The following is a 23,395-nucleotide window of genomic DNA, read 5'->3' as shown; positions in this document are numbered from 1 at the left end:
GTGGTGTGTGATGGGGGATACTCGCTCGGGATTGCCTGCCGTATTGACCCCAGTCCTCAGGCAAACGGTAATTCTGACAGCGGGAAACTCCCTGTCAATAGGTCAGTTAGCTTTGATTTGGCTGCGAAACGATAGGCGGGCCACACTCGGAAACAAAACCAGAACAGAGTTTTGAACCAGATGGAAGAAATCTGCTGTGTTGAGTGGCATGATAGCGGTCAGTGATTCAAGAACAGTACCCGGCCTGTCAGGGTCTACCCTGGAACCGGGAGTAGTAAACACCGAGTGGATGTACCCATGAATAAGAAGATTCTGACGCTGGCCGCCTTGCTGGCTGTTGTACCGGGCATTTCAATGAGCGCATCAGTTTACAAGTGGACTGATGAAAATGGGGTAACGCACTTCGGGGATCGGCAGCCAACGGGCAAGTCCGTGGAACGCGTGAATGTCCGCGCCGGCGTTCCCGCCAGCACCGCCAGCCAGAAAGCAAGCCCGCAGGAGCGGCTGGCTGACATGGAAAAAGAAAAGGAAAAGGAAAACCTGACCGCCCGTGAGCGTGCTGAAATGGAGGCTAGGGAAAAGCAGCGCGCGGCCAACTGTGAAACGGCCCGCAGCAACCTGAAGGTGATTGACAGCAACGCCCGCATTCACGTTGAAGACAACGGCGAGAAGCGCTACCTGTCACCGGAGGAAATCGCCGAACAGCGCCAGAAATTCCAGCAAGTCGCCGAAGAAAACTGCGGCCCGGAAAAGACCACGGCGGCCAACTGATCGTTTCGGCGACGCCTATCGATTAAGGCAAATACGGCGGGGTATCCGGAGGACCGGATACCCCGCTTGCGTTTCAGGCCTTCACAAACTCCAGATTGTGGTCCCTGACGGTGCCATGGATTGTGTCTCCGGGCACGAAGTCGCCCTGCAACAACCGCTGGGCTAACGGGTTCTCGATCAGCCGCTGAATAGCCCGCTTCAACGGACGCGCGCCATACACCGGGTCATACCCCACCTCGGACAGAAACTCCATCGCAGTGTCGTCCAGCTCCAGAGCGATATCCTGCTCCTTCAGGCGCTTGTTCAGGGATTCGATCTGAATCCGGGCAATGCCCTGAATTTGGTTTTCCGCCAGCGGATGGAAGACTACGACCTCGTCCACACGGTTGATGAACTCCGGCCGGAAGTGCGTACCAACGACTTCCATCACCGCGTTCTTCATGGACTCGTAATTTTCCTCACCCGCCTTCTGCTGGATGATGTCTGAACCCAGGTTGGAGGTCATCACGATGACGGTATTCCTGAAATCCACGGTGCGGCCCTGGCCATCGGTAAGTCGGCCATCTTCCAGAACCTGCAGCAGGATGTTGAACACATCCGGATGGGCTTTTTCCACCTCATCCAGCAGCAATACCGAGTACGGCCGGCGACGAACTGCTTCCGTCAGGTAACCCCCCTCTTCATACCCGACATAGCCGGGAGGCGCACCGATCAACCTTGCCACCGAATGTTTCTCCATGAACTCGGACATGTCGATCCGCACCATGGCCTCTTCGGTATCGAACAGGAACGACGCCAGGGATTTACACAGCTCGGTTTTACCCACACCGGTTGGCCCGAGGAACAGGAACGAACCGTTCGGACGATTCGGGTCAGACAACCCGGCCCGGGAACGGCGAACCGCATTAGCCACGGCCTCAACCGCCTCATCCTGACCAATGACCCGCTCGTGCAGGGCCTCTTCCATACGCATCAGTTTGTCGCGCTCACCTTCCAGCATCTTGGACACAGGGATACCGGTCCATTTGGAGACCACTTCGGCGATTTCCTCATCGGTGACGCGATTACGCAGGAGTTTCATCTCCATCATTTCGGCCTGGCTGGCCATGTCTAGCTGCCGCTCCAGCTCGGGGATCTGTCCGTACTGGAGTTCGGACATGCGGCCCAGGTCCCCAGCACGGCGAGCATTTTCCAGATCAATCCGCGCCTGCTCGAGCTGACTCTTGATCTTCTGGGAACCGTGCAACGCCGCCTTTTCGGTGTTCCAGACTTCTTCCAGATCGGCGTACTCGCGCTCAATTCCGGAGATCACATCAGACAGCTCATCCAGACGCTTCTTGGACGCCGCATCCGTTTCCTTTTTCAATGCTTCACGCTCGATCTTGAGCTGAATCAGGCGACGCTCCAGACGGTCCAGGGCTTCCGGCTTGGAGTCCATCTCCATACGAATCTGGCTGGCCGCTTCATCCACCAGATCGATGGCCTTGTCCGGCAACTGACGGTCGGTGATGTAACGATGGGACAGCTTGGACGCGGCGATGATGGCGCCGTCGGTCACTTCGACCCCGTGGTGAACTTCGTAGCGTTCTTTCAGCCCCCGCAGGATGGCAATGGTGTCTTCCTCGGTTGGTTCGCTCACCAATACTTTCTGGAAACGACGCTCAAGGGCGGCATCTTTTTCAATGTTTTCCCTGTACTCGTCCAGCGTGGTGGCGCCCACACAATGAAGCTCGCCGCGGGCCAAAGCTGGCTTGAGCATATTGCCCGCATCCATGGAGCCCTCAGCTTTACCGGCACCAACCATGGTGTGGATTTCGTCGATGAACAGGATGATCTGACCTTCCTGCTTGGCCAGTTCGTTCAACACGGCCTTCAAGCGCTCTTCAAACTCACCCCTGAATTTGGCACCGGCAATCAGGGCACCCATGTCCAGAGAGAGCACTTTTTTGTCTTTCAGGCCTTCGGGCACTTCGCCGTTGACGATGCGCTGGGCCAAACCCTCAACAATGGCGGTCTTGCCCACGCCGGGCTCACCGATCAGAACCGGGTTGTTCTTCCGGCGACGCTGGAGCACCTGAATGGTCCGGCGGATTTCATCATCCCGGCCAATCACCGGGTCCAGCTTCCCGGACTCCGCTCGCTCGGTCAGGTCAATGGTGTACTTGGACAGCGCCTGACGGCTTTCTTCGGCGCCCGGATCATTCACTGCTTCCCCACCACGCACCTCATCAATAGCTTTTTCCAAGGCCGCTTTGTTCAGCCCCTGTTCGTTCAGCACCCGGCCAAGGGTGCCACGGTCTTCCAGGGCCGCCAGCAGCATAAGCTCACTGGAAATGAACTGGTCCTTACGCTTTTGCGCCAGCTTGTCAGCAATATTGAACAAACGCCCCATGTCGTTGGACATGGACACGTCGCCTGCCGAGCCCTGCACTTCGGGCAGTTTTTCGAGTTCCCGGGCCACAGCCTGACGAACTCTGCCGGGCTCACAGCCGGCCTGCTTTAGCAGGGGCTTGATGGAGCTACCGTTCTGATCCAAAAGTGCCTGCATCAAATGCAGAGGCTCGATAAAATTGTGATCCTTACCCACCGCGAGGGACTGGGCATCGGCTAACGCCGTCTGTAACCGGCTGGTCAGCTTATCAATTCTCATAAACTCGTATCCCCAATTCAGTTGCCTGGGTGTCGGCTTATCGACGCCTCCACACCCATCATGCTTTGAAAGTAAATGTAGGGGCGAGCAGAGCGACTTCAAGCAGGGGAGCAATCAAGCTGCTGAAAAATTGATCGGCATCATACTCTTGAGGAAGAGCGAATCAGGCGGTGAGCCAGATCAGGCTGGCCATACGACCGGTCTGGCCATCTCGCCGGTAGGAGTAAAAACGGGAAGGGTCTGAAACCGTGCACACTGGTTCACCGAAAACCGACGTCACCCCCAGCGCAGACAGCCGGATGCGAGCCAACTGGTATAGATCTGCCATGTAATGGCCGGGGCGGGCGCCTTGCTTGTGAAATGCCTTTTCGGCGAGCGGGCTGGAAGCGAGAAAGGACTCGCGAACTTCAGGCCCGACTTCAAACCGCTCAGGGCCGATTGCCGGCCCAAGCCAAGCCAACAGCTCGGCTGGGGACGAGCGGAACTGGCCGATCACATTTTCCAGCACCCCCTGACAAAGCCCCCGCCATCCGGCGTGGGCGGCAGCCACCTGGTTGCCAGCGCGATCACATAACAATACCGGCAGGCAATCGGCGGTCAGAATCGCGCACACCTGTCCCGGGTGGGCCGTCATGGCAGCATCCGCACTGGGGACTCGCTGCTTGACGGGGAGCTCCACCACATCGGTACCGTGTACCTGATCCAGCCATCCAAAAGCCTCTGGCTCGAGGTTCAGGTGGCCCGCCAGCCGCCGTCGGTTGACGTCCACGTGGGAAGGATCGTCCCCCACATGCATGGCCAGATTCAACGACTGCCAAGGCACCTCACTGACACCGCCCGCACGAGTTGTGCAGACGGCCCGCACCCTGGCAGGTGCCGGCCAGTCAGGCGTGATCAGGGGGAGATCAGTAGACATCGCTCGCCAGGTCTTCGACGTGTTTGCGCAGGGCCGCCAGCAGGGCCTGCATATCCTCTGGCAGAGGCACTTCCCAGGAGAGGATCTCGCCGGTTTCCGGGTGTTCCAGCGTCAGTTGCCGGGCATGGAGTGCCTGCCGGTTGAACGCCGCCAGAGCCTCCCGCAGTTCTTCGGTGGTTCCCTTCGGCAGGCGCAGGCGCCCACCGTAGAGAGGATCTCCAACCAGCGGGTGCTTGACGTGCGCCATGTGCACCCGGATCTGGTGGGTCCGACCGCTTTCCAGCTTGCACCGGATATGGGTATGGGCAGCAAACCGCTCCGCCAAGCGATAGTGGGTGACGGCCGGTTTGCCGGAGGCCACCACCGCCATTTTCTTGCGTTCCCGAGGGTGACGACCAATGGGCGCATCTACGGTTCCACCGCCGGTCAGTTCCCCGACCACCACAGCGTCGTATTCTCGCCCCATGGTTCGGGTCTGCAGCTGATCGACTAACGATGTGTGGGCAACCAGACTGCGCGCCGCCACCATAATGCCTGAGGTGTCTTTATCCAGACGATGGACAATCCCCGCACGGGGCAGATTCTCCACTTCCGGCGCGTAATTGAGCAGAGCGTTCACCAGAGTGCCAGCCGCATGTCCTGCTGCCGGGTGCACCACCAATCCCGCCGGTTTGTTGATGACCAGCAGGTGCTCATCCTCGTAGACGATATCCAGGGTGATGTCCTCGGCTTCCCAACTGACCTGAGCCTCGGGCTCCGCATCAAGATTAATCTGATCATCGAGCATGACCTTGTCACGGGGTTTGCGCTTTTCGCCATTCACGGTCAAAGCACCGCTCTTGATCCAGCTTTGAAGGCGGGAGCGTGAATGCTCGGGCATCAGTTCGGCGGCGGCCTGATCCAGGCGTCGATCGCTCAGTTCGGGTGGCACCGCAAAACTGGCTGTAATTCGGTTTTCAGATGACATTAAGCCCCCAGGGCCGATGTAGGTTTCGTATGATTGAATCAAAAGGCCAGACCACTCTGCACATCCGGCGACATCCCCGCTACAATGGCGTCTCTTTTGAAATCATCAACATTATACGGGATTCCGGCATGAGATCAGTTGTTCGTTCATTGCTACTGACCACTATGGTCGTTCTGGTCAGTGCCTGCGCCTCCAATCAACAGGAGGAGGTGCTGCCGGAGAAGACTTACTACGAGAACGCTCGCGAGGCCATGAACTCCGGCAACTTTACCGAAGCCGAGGAGAACCTGGACGCTCTGGAGACCTACTACCCGTTCGGCCGTTACGCTGAACAGGCGCAGCTTGACCTGATTTTCGCCCGCTACCAGAACCTGGACCTGGAAGGCGCCCGTGCTGCGGCTGACCGTTTCCTGCGCCTGAACCCCCAGAGCGACCACGCCGATTACGCGCTCTATATGCGAGGACTCGCGTCCTACAATCTGGACCTTGGGTTAGCCGCCCGCTACTTCCCGATTGATGTGGGCGCCCGGTCCCCCGGTGAACAGGAGCAAGCCTTTCGGGATTTCTCTGAACTCCTGAACCGGTACCCCGAGAGCCAGTATGTCGCTGACGCCCGCCAACGCATGGTTGCCATCCGCAACCGCATGGCAGAGCTGGAAATCTATACTGCCCGATACTACATCAAGCGAAGCGCCTACGTAGCGGCGAACAACCGTGCCCGTTACGTGGTGGAAAACTTCCCGACCACGCCGTCTGTGGAGGAAGCATTGGTGATCATGGCGGAAACCTTCCGGGCCCTGGAGCTGCCAGAGGACTCACAGGATGCTATTGCACTGCTCAAGCAAAACTTCCCGGAGAGCAAGGCGTTCAATCCGCAGGGTGAGTTCGAAGCAAACCTGCTCAACGCTGAAAGCCGCTCCCTGTCTAACGTGGTGACCTTCGGCCTGATGGGCGACGACTGAGTCGTCGCCCCCGAACGCCTGCCCGCTTACTTGCCGCTCTTCCAGCCATTGGTGATGGGATAGCGGCGGTCCTTGCCAAAGCCGCGCTCGGTAATCCGCACCCCAACCGGGGCCTGGCGACGCTTGTACTCATTGATGTCCACCAGGCGGACGACCCGCTCGACATCAACTCGATCAAACCCTTCGGCAACAATCGCATCGGCGCTCAGATCCCGCTCTACGTAGAGATTGAGAATCTGGTCCAGCACGTCATAACCGGGCAGGCTGTCCTCATCTTTCTGATCCGGCGCCAGTTCCGCGGACGGTGGGCGAGTAATGACCCGCTCCGGTATGACCGGGGAAACAGTGTTTCGGTAGCGGGCCAGCCGGAACACCAGCGTCTTTGGCACATCCTTGAGCACATCAAAACCACCGGCCATATCGCCATACAGCGTGGAATACCCCACCGCCATTTCGCTCTTGTTGCCCGTGGTGAGCACCAGCGAACCGAACTTGTTGGACAACGACATCAGCAGCACACCACGAAGGCGGGCCTGGAGATTTTCTTCAGTGGTATCCGGCCGGGTGCCCTCGAAGGGTGTCTCAAGGGTGGCCATAAAGGCATCGTACATGGGCTCGATGGAGAAGACGTCGTACCGAACGTCCAGCGCGTTGGCTTCTGATTCTGCATCTTCCAGGCTCATGCTGGAGGTGTACCGGAACGGCATCATGACCGCACGCACCCGCTCTTTGCCCAGCGCATCAACGGCAACCGCCAGGGTAACGGCTGAATCAATGCCACCCGACAGGCCAAGCACCACCGACTTGAAACCGTTTTTGTTGACGTAGTCCCGCACACCGGTCACCAGGGCACTGTACACTTTGGCTTCCAGGCTCTGTGCCTCGGGCAGCGGCTGGGATATAGGCTGGCAATGGTGTTCATACAGGAAATCAACCGGATAGAGTCCTTCCGCAAACTGGGGCACTTCAACCGCCAACTCACCGGAATGGTCATACACCATGGAGCCACCGTCGAACACCAGTTCGTCCTGGCCGCCCACCAGGTTCAGGTAAACAATGCTAACCAGGTTTTCCCGGGCCTTGCGCTCAATCAGCGCCTTGCGTCGTTCCTGCTTGTCGAGATCGAAGGGCGATGCATTGATGTTCAGAATTAACCGTGCGCCAGCGGCTGCCGCGTCCTCAACCGGGCCTTCCCGCCAGATGTCTTCGCAGACGGTCAACCCCACCGGGACACCACGAATCTCAACGACTACCGGATCCCGCCCCTCGGCGAAATAACGCTTTTCGTCAAAGACCTGATAGTTAGGCGGATACCGCTTGAAGTAGCGCCCGGTGACCTGTCCGTTTTCGATCACCAGCGCTGCGTTGTATAGCAACGCCCCTTCACGAACCGGCGCACCAATGACGATGGCAGGGGCCAGCTGGGCATCCTGGATTCGTTCCAGTGCTTCCCTGACGCGCAGGTCCAGACTCGGTCGCAACAGCAGGTCTTCCGGCGGATACCCCGTCAGACACAATTCCGGGAACACCACGATATCAGCCTGATGTTCCTGTTCCGCGCGCCGGACCGTCTCGATCACCAGGTCCGTATTCCCGGGAATATCGCCCACCAAAAAGTCTTGCTGAGCCATGACGACCCGCAGTTTCTGGGGAGATGCGTTGAGGGATGTTCGACTCCCGGAAGAGGACATAAATCGGCTCCTGTAACTCATTGCCACTAAAAGGCTATTATAACCCGGCGGAAGCTAGGATTTCTTTATACGAACAGCGGACTCTCTATCCCATGGCAGTAGACAAACCGTCCCTAGCGGGACCAGCCCTCCAATCCCCCACCCTGCCACAGCAGGCGAAACTGTTTCGTATCTACAACCATTACCGGCTGGTGGTCAGTATTATGCTGCTGGCGCTGCTGCTGATCGATCCGGTCAACTTCGACTCCCAGTTCCGACTACCGGACTATTACCTCACTGGTGCCGCCGGATACCTTGGCCTGAACGCCTTCATCGCGCTGATTATTGTGGCAGGTTTCCAGCCAAACCGCAGACACATTATCCTGTCCATCCTGCTCGATATCCTGATTATCCACTGGCTGCTTTTTACCAGCACGGGCATTACTAACGGCCTCGCCAACCTGGTGATTATTTCTATTGCTGCCGGCAATATTCTGACACCCACCCGGGTCGGCACGTTCTATGCCGCACTGGCCGCGCTCTGCTCCCTTGGCATCTCTGGTTGGGCCACGTTAGTTCTCGATGCATCCGCAGACGATCTGGTGCGCGCCGGCTCCCTGGGCATCCTGTATTTTGCTGCCGCATTTACTCTCCAGTATGTCTCCCGCCGAATGATGCGCAGCGAAGCCTTGGCCAGTAGCAGGGCCCGGAGCCTTGAAGAACTCGAGCAGATCAACAAACAGATCATCCAACGGATGCGCACCGGTATTCTGGTGCTCGACCGCCATGGGCAGATTCGCCTGGTCAATGCGGCAGCCGAGGAACTGTTGTTTGGGACGCCCTCCAGCCCAAATCAGCAACTGCCCCCAAGCCGTGTTCTGCCCCAACCGTTGAAACTTGGGCTGGAGGCCTGGATTCGCAATCCCGGCCAACGCATAGAACCTTTTCAGCCATTTCCGACCTCACCGCGCCTGCAGGCCAATTTCACGGAACTGGACGTCAGCCGCAAGGATCACATCCTGGTATTCATAGAAGACATAGGTAAGGTGACCCAACAGGCCCAGCAAATGAAGCTGGCCTCTTTGGGTCGACTGACGGCCGGGATTGCCCATGAGATCCGAAACCCTCTGGGCGCCATAAGTCACGCAGCCCAGTTAATGGAAGAATCCCCTACGCTTTCTGAGGGGGATCATCGGATGCTGGACATCATCCGACGTCACTCCCGGCGCGTGAATGGGATCATCGAGAACGTGCTGGACCTGTCTAGACGACAGGTAGCGCAGGCTGATCAGATTGACCTCTCAGACTGGCTGCAAGAATTTGTGTCTGACTACCTGCAAACCCAGGACGGTGATCGCGCCTCAGCGACCATTGATCTCACCTTTGATGACGACCTGCCACCAGCCCGGTTCGACAAAAGCCAGTTCGAACAAGTGATGATCAACCTGTGTGATAACGGGCTTCGCTACAGTCACCAGAAAACCGGCCGATACTCGGTTAAGATTCATGCCGGCACATCGGCCGATGGGGAGCGGAGCTATATCGACATCCGCGACGAGGGACCCGGCATCGATCCGGAGCAAAAAAGCTCCGTCTTCGAGCCGTTCTTCACGACCGACAAAAGCGGAACAGGACTTGGCCTTTATCTGGCCAGGGAACTGTGCGAGTCTAACCAGGCTCATTTGTCCGTATTGGACGATGCCCAGCCGGGCTGCTGTTTCCGCATCACGTTCGCCCACCCGGGACGACTGATCTGAAGGTGCCACCTTCCCTGGAAGCGCACCTGAATTTCGACCAGGAACCAACTCGATAACAATGACTAACGCCCCATCAGCTCTGATTATTGATGACGAACCGGATATTCGTGATTTGCTAGAAATCACGCTTTTTCGCATGGGTATCAGCGTCGAGACTGCGCCTGACCTGGCGAGTGCATACCGGCTTCTGAACGACCAGACCTTCAATCTTTGTCTGACGGACATGAACCTGCCAGACGGCAATGGCATTGAACTGGTCCAGTGGATACAGCAACACGTTCCATCGACACCGGTCGCCGTTATTACAGCGTACGGCAGCATGGACGCCGCTATTGATTCACTGAAGGCCGGTGCGTTTGACTTTGTTTCCAAGCCGGTGGAACTGCCCCGACTCCGGGAGCTGATCAACAGCGCTCTGAAACTCGCGCCTCAGAAAGCGGAGCAGACCCCCGACGACGAAGAGCCCGGCCTCCTCCTCGGCCAATCCGACCAGATCCGCAAACTGCGCAAGCAAACCCAGAAACTGGCCCGTAGCCAGGCGCCGGTGTTTATCAGCGGGGAATCTGGAAGTGGTAAGGAACTGGTCGCCCGGATGATCCATCTGCAGGGTCCAAGAGAGGATGGCCCCTTCATCGCAGTGAACTGTGGCGCCATACCCTCAGAACTGATGGAAAGCGAATTCTTTGGCCATAAGAAAGGTAGTTTTACCGGCGCCGTGGAGAACAAGGAGGGCCTGTTCCGATCCGCCAGCGGCGGCACCCTCTTCCTCGACGAAGTGGCGGACCTGCCCCTGGCCATGCAGGTGAAGTTATTACGAGCCATCCAGGAAAAAGCCGTTCGACCGGTGGGAGAGAGCAAGGAAGTGCCGGTGGATATCCGCGTGCTCAGCGCCACTCACAAGAACCTACCTCAACTGGTACAGGACGGGCTTTTCAGGCAAGACCTGTTTTATCGGATCAACGTCATCGAACTGGCCGTGCCGCCTTTGCGCGAGCGCGCCGATGATATCCCGTTGCTCGCTGACCACATCCTGAACCGCATCGCCCGCGAGTACGAATGCGCCCCGGCACACCTAACCCCGGCGGCCTTGGATCGACTTCAGGGCTACGCATTCCCCGGCAACGTCCGTGAGTTGGAAAACGCCCTCGAGCGGGCCTTTACCCTGTGTGATGACGACACCATTGATGCTGCCGACCTGCAACTGGGTAACGGAAACCAGGCGCCCATGCCTGGGGCAGCTGCCGAGGACCACCAGCCCCCCACATCAGAAGTCGCCATTCCCGAGGGCGATATAGATCTGGAGGGATACCTGGAAGATATCGAACGGAAGACCATCGAGAAAGCGCTGGAAGCGACACGATGGAACAAAACGGCGGCGGCCAAGCGCCTGGGCATCACCTTCCGGGCGTTGAGATATCGGTTAAAGAAGCTCGATATGGACTAGGCCCAGATAACCCTCCCCGACCACATCAACTCTCTCTATACTGACCAGGCAGCCGGCAGGAAGCCGGCTAGCTGCAATTTTTCGTTTAACTGTTACAAGGACTGTAACTATGCGAATGCCACTTTTCCGGTCGGCAGGCTTTAGCCTGCTTGAGCTTGTCGTCACTCTGGCGATCATCGGCATCCTGTCAGGACTCGCCACACACAGTTGGGGCACCTGGGTCAACCAGTCCCGGCAAAGAGCGATACTGGAGCATTACCACTCACTTTTCGCCTTCGCGCGATGGTCCGCAGCCAGTCTGCGAAAAACGGTAACGGTCTGCCCCCTGTCCGCAACCGGTCAGTGCGTCGACGACTGGCAACGCCCTGTCTCGATCTTCGTCGACGAAGATAAGGACCGCAGACCTGATAATGGCGAAATCCTCAGCCAGAGCGGGATTGAACTTGCTCCGTTTTCTCTGAACTCACGAACGGGCGGACGAGGCTATTTCCGATTCAATGACGAGGGCATGAGTTCGGGGGCCATGGGCAGCCTGGTGCTCTGCCCGACCAATACATCGGAGGGAACCATGAGTTACATGCCCGTCAATATGGCCGGTCGTTTCCGGGTCGAGAAGGACAACGATCGCGATGGGAGAATACGACTTTCCTGGGGCGGTCTCATCAGCTGCTGAACGAAAAAGAGCCGGCTTTGCCGGCTCTTTTTATGACGGTAAAGGAAATGCCTCTAAGGCCATCCTATTACCAGCCCAAATTCCCATTCCAACGCTTTACACCTGTTGAATCCAGCTCGAGTACCCCATCGCCCGCCTGGGCACCTTTCGGCGTGGCCCGGAGGGTGTAGGTGGTGGCTGTCGCAGCCTGGATGGTCAGGTCATAGTATTTGGTGTCACCTGACACCGGTGCCTCGTCCGGGAAGATGGCAGGGGCACCGGTATCGCCCCCACCGGTTGCTGCACCCTGGTAGCTATTGTTACCTGCAAAATGACGTTCCATGGCAGCCGCCATCTCCATCAGCGCACCCTGGCCATCAACCCGGCGAGTGCGATCGACCTGGCTCTGATAGCTGGGATACGCAATCGCGGCAATGATGCCAATGATCGCAACCACAATCATCAACTCTATCAGCGTAAAACCCTTTTCGGTCTGACGTAGCTTGCTCACCATTTAGTCCTCATACCAGTAGGTTTCAACAACACCTTTGACAGTTTCGAACGTCTGGCACTCGGTACCCACACAAATAACGTCAGTGTCGTCCACCCGCATGCGCTGGGGCGATGGCGGAAGCCCCGGAACATTCACCAGGACCGGCCGGTCACTAGCCGTTAACTCGTTGCTCGCGTCCCCACCGATACCGTCATAGTTGCGAACCGCACTGCCATTCAGGGCTGAGAAATGGTAGAGCCTGGATGTTCCTGTCGGCGGTAGGCAAGGGTTGTCGCTCACTTCGGGGTCGTAGGTCGTTATAAACACCTCACTGTTGATAGTGGTGGCTGCGGACAGCACTTTCTCACCGTCATTTTCCAGCTTGATGAACCAGCCTTTCGAACCGGCAAGGGAATTGGCAGCGGCTTCCTTCTCGTCTGCGGTACCCTGCTGAATCAGGTTCGCTGTTGTGTCAAACAAGTCTGCTTCTGTTGCGGTTTCATAGAGCACATCAAGCTGATCCGGATCGTCAGGATCCAGAGGGGCGCTGCTCACGGCAGCGATCTTCAACATGTAAATGCGATCATCTACCGTTTCATTCAGGGGGTTTGCCTGATAACCAGAACCAATAACCAGTCCTAGATATCTCGTACCACCAATCTTGATGCCAAACAAATCCGGACTGTGATAGAACCGGCGATTGTTCTGTTCGCCTTCTCCGGCCAGATCAGCAATCCGGCCTCCGGTTGCGAATTCGCTCAGTCGATTGCCGTTCGTGAAATCAAAGCGGAAAATCTGGCCGCCCATGTCACCTACATAAACCTGGTCAGCCAGACCATCACCGTTGACATCCAGAACTTTTGGCGAGGCGGGAATGCTGTACTGCATAGTTGCCAGTTCCATGGTGGCACCGCTATCTGCTGGACCTGCCCACCACAGCAGATCGCCAGTTTCCGCATCAACAATGTAAAGCGCTCGACCTGACGAATCGGGAGTTCGAACCGAAACAGAGTCCTGATTAGTATCGTAACCCCCGGAAAAAATCAGCGCTTCATGGAGGGAGTTTGCAATCTTCACCTTGGTTTTCACAGGCTTGGACCAGGTCTGTGCAAGCTCCGCGAAGTCTGTTTCGGCAACGCCGCCAGTGATGGACCACATCAGCTCCGGGGATGTTCTGTCTGTTACATCAAGAGCGTAATAACTCTTTCCGCCCCGGCGCATGCCACCAAAGATGCGCACAAAGTCATCATTCCCATCGATTTTCGCATTGTAATCCGCATCCTTTGTCCACAGGACCAGAGTGCCATCCATGCCGTAGATTTTGGATGACGCATCGGTACTGTTCATCAAAGCTGGCTGATTCTTCAGCAACTCACGCGGAATGAAGGAGAAGTGGCTCGCCCCGGTTTCACCATTTATCCCGTGGATGAAGCCCTGGTTGTCACTGTAATAAATAGTGATGTCCTGGGGATCCGATGTGGCGTCATAGATCGCCAACTGAGGTACAGAGTGAAGTGGATCAGCGAGGAACTTGCGGCCCTCGGTAGTGTCCGAGTCGCCATCCTCGTCGTTGACATCAACTCCTCGAGTCCAGTTGATGACTTTCTCAAGATCGGCTGCTTGCATGGTCGCATCGCCGAAGTCCGCTCCGGTCAGGTTGGTATTCGTCGAAACAACCGCGTTGGAAACGTGCGACAAGTCACTCTGTCGGTCACTCAGGTTGGAAAATACCGCCCGACTGGCCGCAGTCGCCGGTAACTGGGAGGCAGCCCCTCCTTCACGGACATTGGCGCCATCTGCGGCCGTACTCCACCAGCTTTTCGCCGTGTCCTTGAAAAACCCGGTTGCCTGATCAATCGCAGCATTGCCGTTGGCATCTTCGATGTAGGCCGATTTTTCACCGGTGTTTGCATCGGTTTCAATTGCAAGCTCATAACGCTTCAGGTTCCCATCCCAGATGGAACCTCTTCCGGATTGGAACAGGGCGTAATAGAGCATGTTCAGGTGATTCAGACGGTCGAAGGTATTTACAGCAACACCAGGTGCAACGTAGGTTGTCGATCGGGCCTTCACTTCCCTCACGATATTCTGAAAGGCTGCCGTCAACTCTGATGAGTTATTTGCCAGAATGTACTGGCCTCCTCCATTCGTCGCTGCGTCCGACAACAACTGCTGGCCATTGACGAAACCCACGGTATAGGTTGAGACTTTCTGAACGCCCGGGAAGCTGTCAGTCGGCATCATATCGCTGGTGTACATGTGTTCAGCGATTTCATCCAGACAGTTATCAGTGCAACTTCCTACGACACCCTCAATGGTTCCATTATGATTGATGTCCGACTGAGGCGTACCATCAGAGAGGAGCACTACATAATTTGGCTGACATGAGTAATCTATCGGGCTCTGATAGGTCAAACCTCCATCATTTACAACACCAGAGACTGTATCCCCGGCCATATTGGAGCTTCTTATAAAGACCTCTTCTCCCTGAAAATAACGCATAGCCTGAAACAGGCTTTCAGACAATGGCGTACTACCTGAATCAGTTAATGCAGAAACTTTAGTCTTGAGGCTCGCCTTATTATTCTCGATCGGTTCAATAGGCGCTTCGAAATAGGCTCCGTCAGAGCCACCAAAAACCATTAGCCCCACATTCACATCCGTCAAACCGTCAAGAAGACTGTTAGTCGCGGTTTGCATTGCAGAAAGACGCGTCTGTCCGTTCACGTCGTCTGTACCCATGCTGCCTGACGCATCCAGGATCAGCATGATATTCGGCTTGACGGTGTTCTCAGGGTTATTAAAAAAAATCTCTGTATCATCCGCCAAGGCGGCCATACCGGCCATAGAAAAGTAAACTGCTGAACCAACGGCCGTGAACATTCGACTGAACTGCTTCATCATTCGTCTCCCACTCCACGCTCACGCCAAAACATGATTCGATCCACCATTCCGGTGTCACGGTTAATTACAACTGTTGCCGCTCGCCCATTGAAAGTTTTTAGCTGACCGGACAGCACTTCATCCTTTCCGTAAGTGATCTTCAGGTTTCGTGAGGGAAGGTATCCAGCCTGATCGCACACGTCACAACTATCAACGCGCACCTGAACCACATCACCCGCAGCATTTTGAACGATCTCAGTTGCAGGTACCTCCGCTGCCAGGAGGTTACCGTCAAGCATGGAACCGTTTTGCTGTGCCTGAACTCCAGCAACACCCGAACTTAGGACGACGCTGATAACAAATCTTGCGAACAACCGCATATAATTCATCTTGTTCCCTCTTCGCGACTGCGATTCAGTAGTACTCGACACCTTTAAACACTCGAGCCTCAGCTCCGGTGTTGGCCATGGAACCCTCACCGATCAGCTCGTAACGAAACCCTTTCAGATTGTTTGAGCCCTCATCGGCATTCATCGAGGTGCCGCTGGTTACGATAATCTCACCGAGATAGCGAACCTGATATGAGCCGGAAACACCATTGGAGCTATCTATGGTCTGAGCCTCTTCAGTACTGTAACCAGAGGCGGACTGCATGGACTCCCGGAGTGTATCGAGATTATTGGCCTTCAACTGATTGGTAAGTGCGCCGACGGTTGCCTCGGCCGCCTGAAAGGCACGGTTGGAGTTCTGGGCGTTAACTGCCATACGCTCCTGCATAATTGACGAGTTCATGCCCGCGACACCGATCAGAGTCAGCACCAGTAGAACGATCAGGCTGGTAATCAATGCCGCCCCATCCTGGTACCTGGACATGACAGTGGTTTTCAGGTGATTCATAACTCCCCCTTTAGTCGCGGTTACGAAGCATAACGGTGGAAATAAAGGTACGACGAACCCGGTCATCTTCCGGATGCGTCACTGCACCGGCTGCTGCGCCACCTGCTGCGACAATGGTCTCCCCAGGCAGGGGGTAATCGATGGTGTCGGTAAAATTGCTGGATCCATCCGCGTCACTGATCAACAGGCCGACACGAACGGTGATGACATTGGTCATATCGCCCACCTGGTCAGCGGTTCCGTAACGAACATTGCCGGTTGGCAAGAGCTCACCATATTCCAGCTGCATGCTCTCAACACCCTCCACAATCTCATCAATCTGGAACGTGGGAGTGGCAGCATTCAGCAGATTGTTGGTGGCCCTATAAAGGGCCCGGATGTCGTTGCCGCGGGCATCGTCACGGCCTGTATCGGCAACAAAGTACACCGTGGCGGAAAACTGCATGACTCGAGCCGAGTCGGTGTAGGCCTGGCTCAGTCGGTTGCTGGTATTCACGTTATTGGCATGGGCCCAGGTATCAGAACTGGGCTGACTGGAAATCCGAAACAGGTCCGCCGCCTCACAGTCTGAAATAAGGACAATTTGCCCCTGGCTGAACAACCCTACGTCAGACCCCTGCACCTGAATATTGGCGTTGTCGGCCGACATGTTACCGGTTAGCTCGACTTCGACCGACTCCCCGCGCTGCACCGCCAGGACATCGCTACCCACAACAGCGCGGGTCTCGATGCTGGTTCCATCAAACTCGGTGCCATCGGCCCAGCTGGCGTCGTCCACTTCCCAGCCCCGAAGGGTCGAGTCGAAAAAACTTCCCGTCGGAGGATTTTCGGCGATGATATTCAAAGTCACATCATCCGGGTCGGCACACCCCTGAAAACCGACCATCCGCATGTCCCGAGCCATGATATCGGTGCCAATCCGGCCGGACTCTTGCACCCGCGCCAGGGAGTTGGCAAGCCGGGATGTCTGGCTGGAATCGATATAGACGGTAAAAATGCCAAGCAGAAGTATCGAACTGACTGTCAGGGCAACCATCATCTCGACCAGCGAGAGACCTGCCTGCATTCTCAAAAGCCTGTTCCTTCGAACATCCAACAATTTCATGGTTTCTGCCCTCACAGCGTAAAGCTCACGGTGTAGGAGTTGTCACCGGCTATCTGGCCGGCAGCATTGCTCCGACTGCCCTCCTGCCACTGCACGCTGATGGTGTAGGTATTGGTGGCGGCATCGTGGCTGATGGTGCCAATGCCGCCGGGGATCATGGTCATGTTGCTGCCAACGTTCTGGATCTGGCGAGTCCAGGCGGCCTTGTCGTAATCAACGAGGCCGGCAGCCGAACAGCCGGCTGCTTGACTGGCGCAGGCCGGGAGGGCTGTTGATGCTCCGTCGGTAGTGAAATTGTCGTAGGCGGTGGCCTGATCCTTGTTGGCCCGCATCCGGTCAGCCATGTCGTAGGCGAGGATACTGGCCTGGGTGCGAAGATAGGCACCCTGGTTGTTGAGCATACCTTCAAAAAGCAGGCTGGCCAGGCCAAGCAATCCGATAGCGAGGATGAACAGCGTGACCAGGATTTCGATCAAGGTGAAACCCTTTTCACGCTGGCCACCGGCACGGCCTTTCACAAGGCGGAATACCTGAGGATTTTTTTTAAACATCTGAAACTCACCCTTTATGGACAGGTAACGTCGTTGCCATCATGGTCATCGAGGACTCCGGCAGTGCCGCCGCTGTCACGAGCAAGTCGGGTCTGCCCGGACACCCCGACAACCACCGCCCTCGCCTGAGCAGCACCACGATCATCACAAATCACAAACGTACCAGCGGCATTACCCGTGGCAGAGGGGATAGGAAAGCCATTACTGGCAAACTGAATAAAGTTACCGCTGTCACTGCTCGCGTCGACCAGCCGCAGAGAGTTGCCCCCATCAAGGACCTCCCTTACCTTCAGCAGTGCATCACCGTCTCCCGCGTCCAGGGTCCGATCGCCGTCAATATCCCGGAAAATAATCCAGCCAGTTTCCCAGGCGGCATTGCCAGAACAGCTGGCGAGATTGGTCGAACCACACGCCGTAACGACGCCGGAGCGTAGCTTGGTGGCTTCACTTCGTGCAAAACTGATCATGCTGGTGGTTTCGTTGACCTGGGCCGCCAGACGATTGTTCATGACGGTGTCGCGAAAGGACGGAATGGCAAAGCTTGCCAAAATCGCGATGATGATGATTGTGACAATCAGCTCAATTAGCGTAAAACCCGCAGCGCGATGATACTGATACATAGTCGATTCCTATTAAGACCGACTTATAGGCTATTCGGACACGGGGCAAGTTAACCAGTGGCATTCGACAAGCGGAAGCTTATAGCGGATAAACGGCTAACCAGCGGAAAAAGATGGGATTAAGCTCACATTTTTGAGCGGGAGAAGGGCTAAATTGCAAGAGCACAGACCAGAGCTTCGGGCGCTACTGGTCCGAGCACGACACCTGAGTTCAGGAAACCTCAACCACGTCGATCCTCAATTCTTTCGGCATAGAAAACACGATATTTTCCTCACGCCCATCAACCTCCTGAGGAGACTCCCCACCTAAATCTTGCAAGCGGGACACCACATCATTAACCAGAACTTCCGGCGCGGAGGCCCCAGCCGTGACACCAACTGACGACTTGCCATCAAGCCAGGAAGGATCGATCTGGGAGGCATTGTCGATCAGATGGGCAGGAGTACCCATGCGCTCCGCGAGTTCGCGGAGGCGATTGGAGTTGGAGCTGTTGGGAGAACCGACGACGAGCATCAGATCGCAGTCACCCGCAAGCTGTTTTACGGCGTCCTGACGGTTCTGGGTGGCGTAGCAGATATCGTCCTTGCGCGGCCCCTGGATGTCCGGAAATTTGACGCGCAAGGCGTCGATTACCCTGGCCGTGTCGTCCATGGACAGGGTGGTCTGGGTAACGTAAGCAAGACGAGCCGGGTTGCGGACCTCCAGCTTTTCGACATCCTGTTCGTTTTCCACCAGGTAAATGTCGCCGCCGTTGCTGTGATCGTACTGTCCCATGGTGCCCTCCACTTCCGGGTGGCCATGGTGACCGATCAGAATGCATTCCCGCCCATCGCGGCTGTAGCGCATCACTTCCATATGCACCTTGGTGACCAACGGACAAGTGGCATCGAACACCTTCAATCCGCGACGAGCCGCTTCGCTCTGCACGGCTTGGGATACACCGTGGGCACTGAAGATCACCAGCGTGTCGTCCGGCACTTCATGCAGTTCATCCACGAAAATGGCTCCGCGATCGCGAAGGTTATCCACCACAAACTTGTTGTGGACCACTTCGTGACGCACGTAGATCGGAGCGCCGAATACGTCCAGAGCGCGGTTAACGATTTCGATGGCGCGATCAACGCCGGCGCAAAAGCCACGGGGATTGGCGAGTCGGATCTGCATGCTGGTGTCCCGCTGGTAATCGATGGGAAAATTTGAAATCAGTGCGTCGGTTTCGCTGGCTCGACGTCGAGAATTTCCACCTCGAACGTCAGTGTACGCCCGGCCAGAGGATGATTGAAGTCCACCTCCACCTCGTCCCCTTCAACGCGCATCACCACGCCGGGCAACTCGCTCTGGCTGGCATCGGCAAAGGAGATGACCACCCCTGGCTCCAGCACCATGTCGGCGCTGAATTCATGGCGTTTGAACGTCTGTTGATTGTTCGGATTACGCTGACCGAAGCCTTTCTCGGGCGGAACCTGGAAGGTATCGCGATCGCCCGCCTGCATGCCCATCAGCAATGCCTCGAAGTTCTCAGGCAGATTTTCATCGCCGATTTCGAGGGTCGCAGGCTCCTTGTCAAAGGTGGAATCGATGACCTCACCGTCGTCCATACGCAGGGCAAAATGCAGCTTTACCCGGGTGCCTTTGTCTACGGGAAGTTCTTTCATTGAGTTCATTCGCTCCTTTGCGCTTCCCCGTCGCCCTCGCGATCGGAGTTACGAAACATATCCAGAATCATCATGGCAGCGCCGATGGTAATGGCGGTGTCTGCAAGGTTGAACGCCGGGAAATGCCAGTCGCGCCAGTAAAAGTGCAGAAAGTCCACCACATACCCGTGCACGACACGGTCGTAGACATTACCCAGCGCACCACCAAGAATAAGTACGATAGCGATGGCCATCCAGGTTTCATGCCGCTTGAGGCCTTTCAGCCAGTAGACCAGCACGCAGCTGACCACCAGCGCCAGAGTCACGAAAAACCAGCGCTGCCAGCCATCGGCCTGGGCCAGGAAGCTGAAAGCGGCGCCGGTGTTGTGCAGCAACGTCAGGTTGAACATGGGAAACACCGGAACCGGCGTGCCATAAGTCAGCGTTGCCGTGGCCAGCGCCTTGGTGCCAAGATCCAGCACGATCACCAGCACCGCCAGCCAGAGCCACTTCAACTTGCTTCCGGTTGCCTGATTTTCAGCCATTACCGTATCCATCAGGCAAACGAGCGAGCCTCACCCGGCCCCTCGATGTTGGTCACGCAGCGACTGCAAAGATCCTTGTACTTGGCGTTCCGACCCACATCCTCACGATGGTGCCAGCAGCGCTCACACTTGTCGTGGGAAGCGGGGGTAACCGCCACACGCAAGCCTTCGTAACCGGTCAACTCGGCATCGCCCGCCTCGGACACCGGCTTAACCGTCGCTTCGGAGGTAATCAACACGAAACGCAGTTCGGAACCCAGATGTTTCAGGTTTGCGGCCAGGTCACCCTCGCAGTACAGGGTGACTTCGGCACTCAGGGAGCCTTTGATTTCACCCCGGGCACGCGCATCTTCCAGGCACTTGTTGACGGCTTCCTTCACACCGAAGATGTCGCGCCAGTAATCGCGACCCAGCTCGGCGCTATCCGGCAACGCCTTCAGGCCCTCATACCAGGTTTCGTAGAACACGGTATCGCCTCGCTCACCCGGCAGGTGCTGCCAGATCTCGTCGGCCGTGAAGCTCAGGATCGGCGCAATCCAGCGCACCATGGCTTCAGCCACATGGTACAGAGCGGTCTGGCAGGACCGGCGCGCCAGACTGTCCGCCGGCGTGGTGTACTGGCGATCCTTGATGATATCCAGATAGAAGCCGCCAAGGGTCGCCTCGCAGAAGTTGTACACCTTCTGATAGATCCGCAGGAACGCGTAGTTCTCGTAGTCTTCCCGCAACTCGTTCTGTAACTGAAGCGTCCGATCCACCATCCAACGATCCAGCGCGATCATCTCCTTCGGGGCAACCATGTGCTGTTCCGGATCGAAGCCGGTCAGGTTGCTCAACAGGAAGCGAGCGGTGTTACGGATCCGGCGGTAGCCATCAGCGGTCTGGCGCAAGATATCCTTGGACACGGTCATCTCGCCGCTGTAGTCGGTGGCCGCCACCCACAGGCGAAGGATATCCGCGCCCAGCTCGTTCATCACTTCCTGGGGCGCGATGACGTTACCGAGGGATTTGGACATCTTGTGTCCCTTGCCATCCACGGTGAAGCCGTGGGTCAGCACCTGCTTGTAGGGTGCGACGCCATTCATGGCGATGGACGTTTTCAACGAAGACTGGAACCAGCCACGATGCTGGTCGGAACCTTCCAGATACATATCCGCCGGGAACTGCCCCAGTTCAGGCCGTGCCCGAAGGACGGAATCGTGAGTCACGCCGGAGTCAAACCAGACATCCAGGGTATCCGTGACTTTCTCATACTGATCGGCATCGTCCCCAAGCAGCGTTGTCGCGTCCAGATCGTACCAGGCATCGATACCATCGGCTTCGATGTGCTCCGCCACGCGCTCGATGAGACGCTCGGTGTCCGGATGCAGATCCTGGGTTTCCTTGTGAACAAACAGGGTAATCGGAACACCCCAGGTACGCTGACGGGAGATACACCAGTCCGGGGATTGCTCGAACATGGCTTCGATACGGTTTTTACCCCAGCCCGGCACCCAGCGAACACCCTGGATGGCCTCAAGCGCGTCGGCACGGAGGTACTTCTTGTCCATACTGATGAACCACTGCGGCGTGGCGCGGTAGATCAGCGGGGTCTTGGTTCGCCAGCAGTGCGGATAGCTGTGCCGGAACTTCTCGGAACGCACCAGTTTGCCTTCCCGTTCCAGCGCGGCACACACAGGCTCGTCCGCCTTGTAGACATGAATACCGGCCAGTTCGCCGGCAGCACTGGTGTAGGTACCGTCGGCCTGCACCAGGTTCAGGGTTTCGATACCGTAGGCCTTGCCCACCTCAAAGTCTTCCAGACCGTGATCCGGCGCGGTATGAACAGCACCAGTACCGGCGTCCGTGGAGACGTGATCGCCCAGTATCGCCGGTACCTGCTTGTCGTAGAACGGATGCTGCAGGGCCAGGTTTTCGAGATCCGCACCGGCACAGGTAGCCAGCACCTCGAAAGCCTCCACTTCCCAGCGACTCATGATGCCGTCGACCATGTCCGCCGCCAAAATCAGGCGCTCGGGACCATGGCCAACATCGGTCTGAACCAGCGCGTACTGGAGATCAGCGTTCAGAGACACGGCCTGGTTGGCCGGAATGGTCCAGGGCGTGGTGGTCCAGATCACCACGGACACACTGCCCTCACCTTGCCGGGTATTGAACAGGGCCAACGTTTTATCCTGATCCACCGCAGTGAAACGCACGTCAATCTGGGTCGATGTCTTGTCCTGGTATTCAACCTCGGCCTCTGCCAGTGCGGACTGACCAACCACACTCCAGTAGACGGGTTTGTAACCACGAACCAGGTGACCATTGGCAACGATCTTGCCGAGGGCGCGGACAATGCCTGCCTCAACCTTCGGGTCCATGGTCAGGTAAGGCTTGTCCCACTCACCCATCACACCCAGGCGAATAAAATCGGTTTTCTGGCCTTCCACCTGCTTGGCGGCATAGTCGCGACAAGCCTGGCGAAAAGTCTTGTAGTCCACCTTCACGCCGGCTTTGCCAATTTCCTGCTCGACCTTGTGCTCAATCGGCAGGCCATGACAGTCCCATCCCGGCACGTAGGGCGCGTCGAAGCCCATGAAACCGCGGGACTTGACGATCATGTCCTTGAGAATCTTATTGACCGCGTGACCGATATGAATGCTGCCGTTGGCGTAAGGAGGGCCATCGTGAAGAATGAACTTGTCCCGACCTTCACGCTGCTTGCGCAGGTTGCCGTAGACATCCAGGTCCTGCCAGCGCTTGAGCATCTCGGGCTCACGCTTGGCCAGGTTACCACGCATGGGAAACGCGGTTTCCGGCAGATTCAGGGTATCTTTGTAGTCGCTCATGGTCTCTGTGCGTACTCTTTCAGGTCAGTTTCGGTCAGTCATCAAT

At 56.8% G+C, this 23,395-nt stretch carries 20 protein-coding genes; 5 read left to right on the top strand and 15 right to left on the bottom strand.

The features are described from left to right. Positions 1-297 precede the first annotated feature (297 nt). The gene (locus QVZ43_RS16370) at positions 298-771 is read left to right on the top strand and encodes a DUF4124 domain-containing protein (protein WP_302910772.1); all 474 of its coding nucleotides are present in this window, start codon (positions 298-300) and stop codon (positions 769-771) included. A 73-nt stretch (positions 772-844) separates the two neighbouring features. On the opposite strand, the gene clpB is transcribed toward QVZ43_RS16370, so the two are convergent. The 3 genes from clpB to rluD all read right to left on the bottom strand — a co-directional run bounded on the left by clpB (position 845) and on the right by rluD (position 5,304). Beyond that, positions 845-3,421, bottom strand: a complete 2,577-nt coding sequence (gene clpB / locus QVZ43_RS16365) for an ATP-dependent chaperone ClpB (protein ID WP_302910771.1) — start codon at positions 3,419-3,421, stop codon at positions 845-847. A gap of 163 nt (positions 3,422-3,584) precedes the next feature. Further along, positions 3,585-4,337, bottom strand: coding sequence for a peptidoglycan editing factor PgeF (pgeF, locus tag QVZ43_RS16360; protein WP_302910770.1), 753 nt, complete (start codon positions 4,335-4,337; stop codon positions 3,585-3,587). Then, on the bottom strand, positions 4,327-5,304 hold the full coding sequence (rluD, locus tag QVZ43_RS16355) for a 23S rRNA pseudouridine(1911/1915/1917) synthase RluD (protein WP_302910769.1): 978 nt from the start codon (positions 5,302-5,304) through the stop codon (positions 4,327-4,329). Before rluD ends, pgeF begins: the two co-directional genes overlap by 11 nt. Before the next feature lie 128 nt (positions 5,305-5,432). On the opposite strand from rluD, the gene QVZ43_RS16350 reads away from it, so the two are divergent. Next, the gene (locus QVZ43_RS16350) at positions 5,433-6,266 is read left to right on the top strand and encodes an outer membrane protein assembly factor BamD (protein WP_223795763.1); all 834 of its coding nucleotides are present in this window, start codon (positions 5,433-5,435) and stop codon (positions 6,264-6,266) included. A gap of 26 nt (positions 6,267-6,292) precedes the next feature. Here QVZ43_RS16350 and QVZ43_RS16345 read toward each other — a convergent pair whose 3' ends face one another. Beyond that, complete coding sequence (locus tag QVZ43_RS16345) at positions 6,293-7,957, bottom strand: NAD+ synthase (RefSeq protein ID WP_302910768.1); 1,665 nt, start codon at positions 7,955-7,957, stop codon at positions 6,293-6,295. A 92-nt stretch (positions 7,958-8,049) separates the two neighbouring features. Here QVZ43_RS16345 and QVZ43_RS16340 point away from each other — a divergent pair, with 92 nt between their 5' ends. The 3 genes from QVZ43_RS16340 (at position 8,050) to QVZ43_RS16330 (ending at position 11,810) form a co-directional block, all read left to right on the top strand. Continuing rightward, on the top strand, positions 8,050-9,693 hold the full coding sequence (locus QVZ43_RS16340; RefSeq protein ID WP_302910767.1) for a sensor histidine kinase: 1,644 nt from the start codon (positions 8,050-8,052) through the stop codon (positions 9,691-9,693). Between the two features lie 58 nt (positions 9,694-9,751). Then, a complete protein-coding gene (locus tag QVZ43_RS16335; protein WP_302910766.1) occupies positions 9,752-11,137 on the top strand; it encodes a sigma-54-dependent transcriptional regulator in 1,386 nt (461 codons plus the stop codon). 109 nt (positions 11,138-11,246) lie between these two features. Continuing rightward, positions 11,247-11,810 carry a GspH/FimT family pseudopilin gene (locus tag QVZ43_RS16330; protein WP_223795619.1) on the top strand — a complete coding sequence of 188 codons (564 nt, stop codon included), beginning with the start codon at positions 11,247-11,249 and terminating at the stop codon, positions 11,808-11,810. Positions 11,811-11,877: 67 nt separating this feature from the next. Here QVZ43_RS16330 and QVZ43_RS16325 read toward each other — a convergent pair whose 3' ends face one another. The 11 genes from QVZ43_RS16325 to ileS all read right to left on the bottom strand — a co-directional run bounded on the left by QVZ43_RS16325 (position 11,878) and on the right by ileS (position 23,349). Then, positions 11,878-12,303, bottom strand: coding sequence for a type IV pilin protein (locus QVZ43_RS16325; protein ID WP_223795620.1), 426 nt, complete (start codon positions 12,301-12,303; stop codon positions 11,878-11,880). Next, positions 12,304-15,186 carry a pilus assembly protein gene (locus tag QVZ43_RS16320; RefSeq protein ID WP_302910765.1) on the bottom strand — a complete coding sequence of 961 codons (2,883 nt, stop codon included), beginning with the start codon at positions 15,184-15,186 and terminating at the stop codon, positions 12,304-12,306. Beyond that, entirely contained in the window at positions 15,183-15,554 is a 372-nt protein-coding gene (locus tag QVZ43_RS16315) for a hypothetical protein (protein ID WP_302910764.1), read from the bottom strand. The genes QVZ43_RS16320 and QVZ43_RS16315 overlap by 4 nt, the downstream gene beginning before the upstream one ends. Positions 15,555-15,579: 25 nt before the next feature. Next, positions 15,580-16,062 (bottom strand): pilus assembly PilX family protein, encoded by a 483-nt coding sequence (locus tag QVZ43_RS16310; protein WP_302910763.1) that lies wholly within the window; start codon positions 16,060-16,062, stop codon positions 15,580-15,582. Positions 16,063-16,072: 10 nt separating this feature from the next. Beyond that, the gene (locus QVZ43_RS16305; RefSeq protein WP_263283186.1) at positions 16,073-17,128 is read right to left on the bottom strand and encodes a PilW family protein; all 1,056 of its coding nucleotides are present in this window, start codon (positions 17,126-17,128) and stop codon (positions 16,073-16,075) included. Between the two features lie 50 nt (positions 17,129-17,178). After that, entirely contained in the window at positions 17,179-17,718 is a 540-nt protein-coding gene (gene pilV / locus QVZ43_RS16300; protein ID WP_223795625.1) for a type IV pilus modification protein PilV, read from the bottom strand. Positions 17,719-17,732: 14 nt separating this feature from the next. Then, entirely contained in the window at positions 17,733-18,338 is a 606-nt protein-coding gene (locus tag QVZ43_RS16295) for a GspH/FimT family protein (protein WP_302910762.1), read from the bottom strand. 211 nt (positions 18,339-18,549) lie between these two features. Then, on the bottom strand, positions 18,550-19,503 hold the full coding sequence (gene ispH / locus QVZ43_RS16290; protein ID WP_302910761.1) for a 4-hydroxy-3-methylbut-2-enyl diphosphate reductase: 954 nt from the start codon (positions 19,501-19,503) through the stop codon (positions 18,550-18,552). Between the two features lie 38 nt (positions 19,504-19,541). Beyond that, complete coding sequence (fkpB, locus tag QVZ43_RS16285; protein WP_302910760.1) at positions 19,542-19,994, bottom strand: FKBP-type peptidyl-prolyl cis-trans isomerase; 453 nt, start codon at positions 19,992-19,994, stop codon at positions 19,542-19,544. A gap of 5 nt (positions 19,995-19,999) precedes the next feature. After that, positions 20,000-20,530, bottom strand: coding sequence for a signal peptidase II (gene lspA / locus QVZ43_RS16280; RefSeq protein WP_302910759.1), 531 nt, complete (start codon positions 20,528-20,530; stop codon positions 20,000-20,002). After that, positions 20,530-23,349 carry an isoleucine--tRNA ligase gene (gene ileS / locus QVZ43_RS16275; RefSeq protein WP_302910758.1) on the bottom strand — a complete coding sequence of 940 codons (2,820 nt, stop codon included), beginning with the start codon at positions 23,347-23,349 and terminating at the stop codon, positions 20,530-20,532. The genes lspA and ileS overlap by 1 nt, the downstream gene beginning before the upstream one ends. Positions 23,350-23,395: the final 46 nt, after the last annotated feature.

Source organism: Marinobacter suaedae, from assembly GCF_030519635.1.
GTDB lineage: Bacteria > Pseudomonadota > Gammaproteobacteria > Pseudomonadales > Oleiphilaceae > Marinobacter > Marinobacter suaedae.
Note: the sequence above shows the minus strand (reverse complement) of the source record. Positions and strands in the feature narration are given on the sequence as shown.

Coding starts and splice junctions, on each gene's coding strand:
- QVZ43_RS16320 (WP_302910765.1), bottom strand. CDS start 15,186: ATGATGAAGCAGTTCAGTCGAATGTTCACGGCCGTTGGTTCAGCAGTT.
- fkpB (WP_302910760.1), bottom strand. CDS start 19,994: ATGAAAGAACTTCCCGTAGACAAAGGCACCCGGGTAAAGCTGCATTTT.
- pilV (WP_223795625.1), bottom strand. CDS start 17,718: ATGTTTAAAAAAAATCCTCAGGTATTCCGCCTTGTGAAAGGCCGTGCC.
- clpB (WP_302910771.1), bottom strand. CDS start 3,421: ATGAGAATTGATAAGCTGACCAGCCGGTTACAGACGGCGTTAGCCGAT.
- QVZ43_RS16345 (WP_302910768.1), bottom strand. CDS start 7,957: ATGTCCTCTTCCGGGAGTCGAACATCCCTCAACGCATCTCCCCAGAAA.
- ispH (WP_302910761.1), bottom strand. CDS start 19,503: ATGCAGATCCGACTCGCCAATCCCCGTGGCTTTTGCGCCGGCGTTGAT.
- QVZ43_RS16335 (WP_302910766.1), top strand. CDS start 9,752: ATGACTAACGCCCCATCAGCTCTGATTATTGATGACGAACCGGATATT.
- QVZ43_RS16340 (WP_302910767.1), top strand. CDS start 8,050: ATGGCAGTAGACAAACCGTCCCTAGCGGGACCAGCCCTCCAATCCCCC.
- QVZ43_RS16325 (WP_223795620.1), bottom strand. CDS start 12,303: ATGGTGAGCAAGCTACGTCAGACCGAAAAGGGTTTTACGCTGATAGAG.
- QVZ43_RS16350 (WP_223795763.1), top strand. CDS start 5,433: ATGAGATCAGTTGTTCGTTCATTGCTACTGACCACTATGGTCGTTCTG.
- pgeF (WP_302910770.1), bottom strand. CDS start 4,337: ATGTCTACTGATCTCCCCCTGATCACGCCTGACTGGCCGGCACCTGCC.
- QVZ43_RS16310 (WP_302910763.1), bottom strand. CDS start 16,062: ATGAATCACCTGAAAACCACTGTCATGTCCAGGTACCAGGATGGGGCG.
- rluD (WP_302910769.1), bottom strand. CDS start 5,304: ATGTCATCTGAAAACCGAATTACAGCCAGTTTTGCGGTGCCACCCGAA.
- QVZ43_RS16305 (WP_263283186.1), bottom strand. CDS start 17,128: ATGCAGGCAGGTCTCTCGCTGGTCGAGATGATGGTTGCCCTGACAGTC.
- QVZ43_RS16370 (WP_302910772.1), top strand. CDS start 298: ATGAATAAGAAGATTCTGACGCTGGCCGCCTTGCTGGCTGTTGTACCG.
- lspA (WP_302910759.1), bottom strand. CDS start 20,530: ATGGATACGGTAATGGCTGAAAATCAGGCAACCGGAAGCAAGTTGAAG.
- QVZ43_RS16315 (WP_302910764.1), bottom strand. CDS start 15,554: ATGAATTATATGCGGTTGTTCGCAAGATTTGTTATCAGCGTCGTCCTA.
- QVZ43_RS16295 (WP_302910762.1), bottom strand. CDS start 18,338: ATGTATCAGTATCATCGCGCTGCGGGTTTTACGCTAATTGAGCTGATT.
- ileS (WP_302910758.1), bottom strand. CDS start 23,349: ATGAGCGACTACAAAGATACCCTGAATCTGCCGGAAACCGCGTTTCCC.
- QVZ43_RS16330 (WP_223795619.1), top strand. CDS start 11,247: ATGCGAATGCCACTTTTCCGGTCGGCAGGCTTTAGCCTGCTTGAGCTT.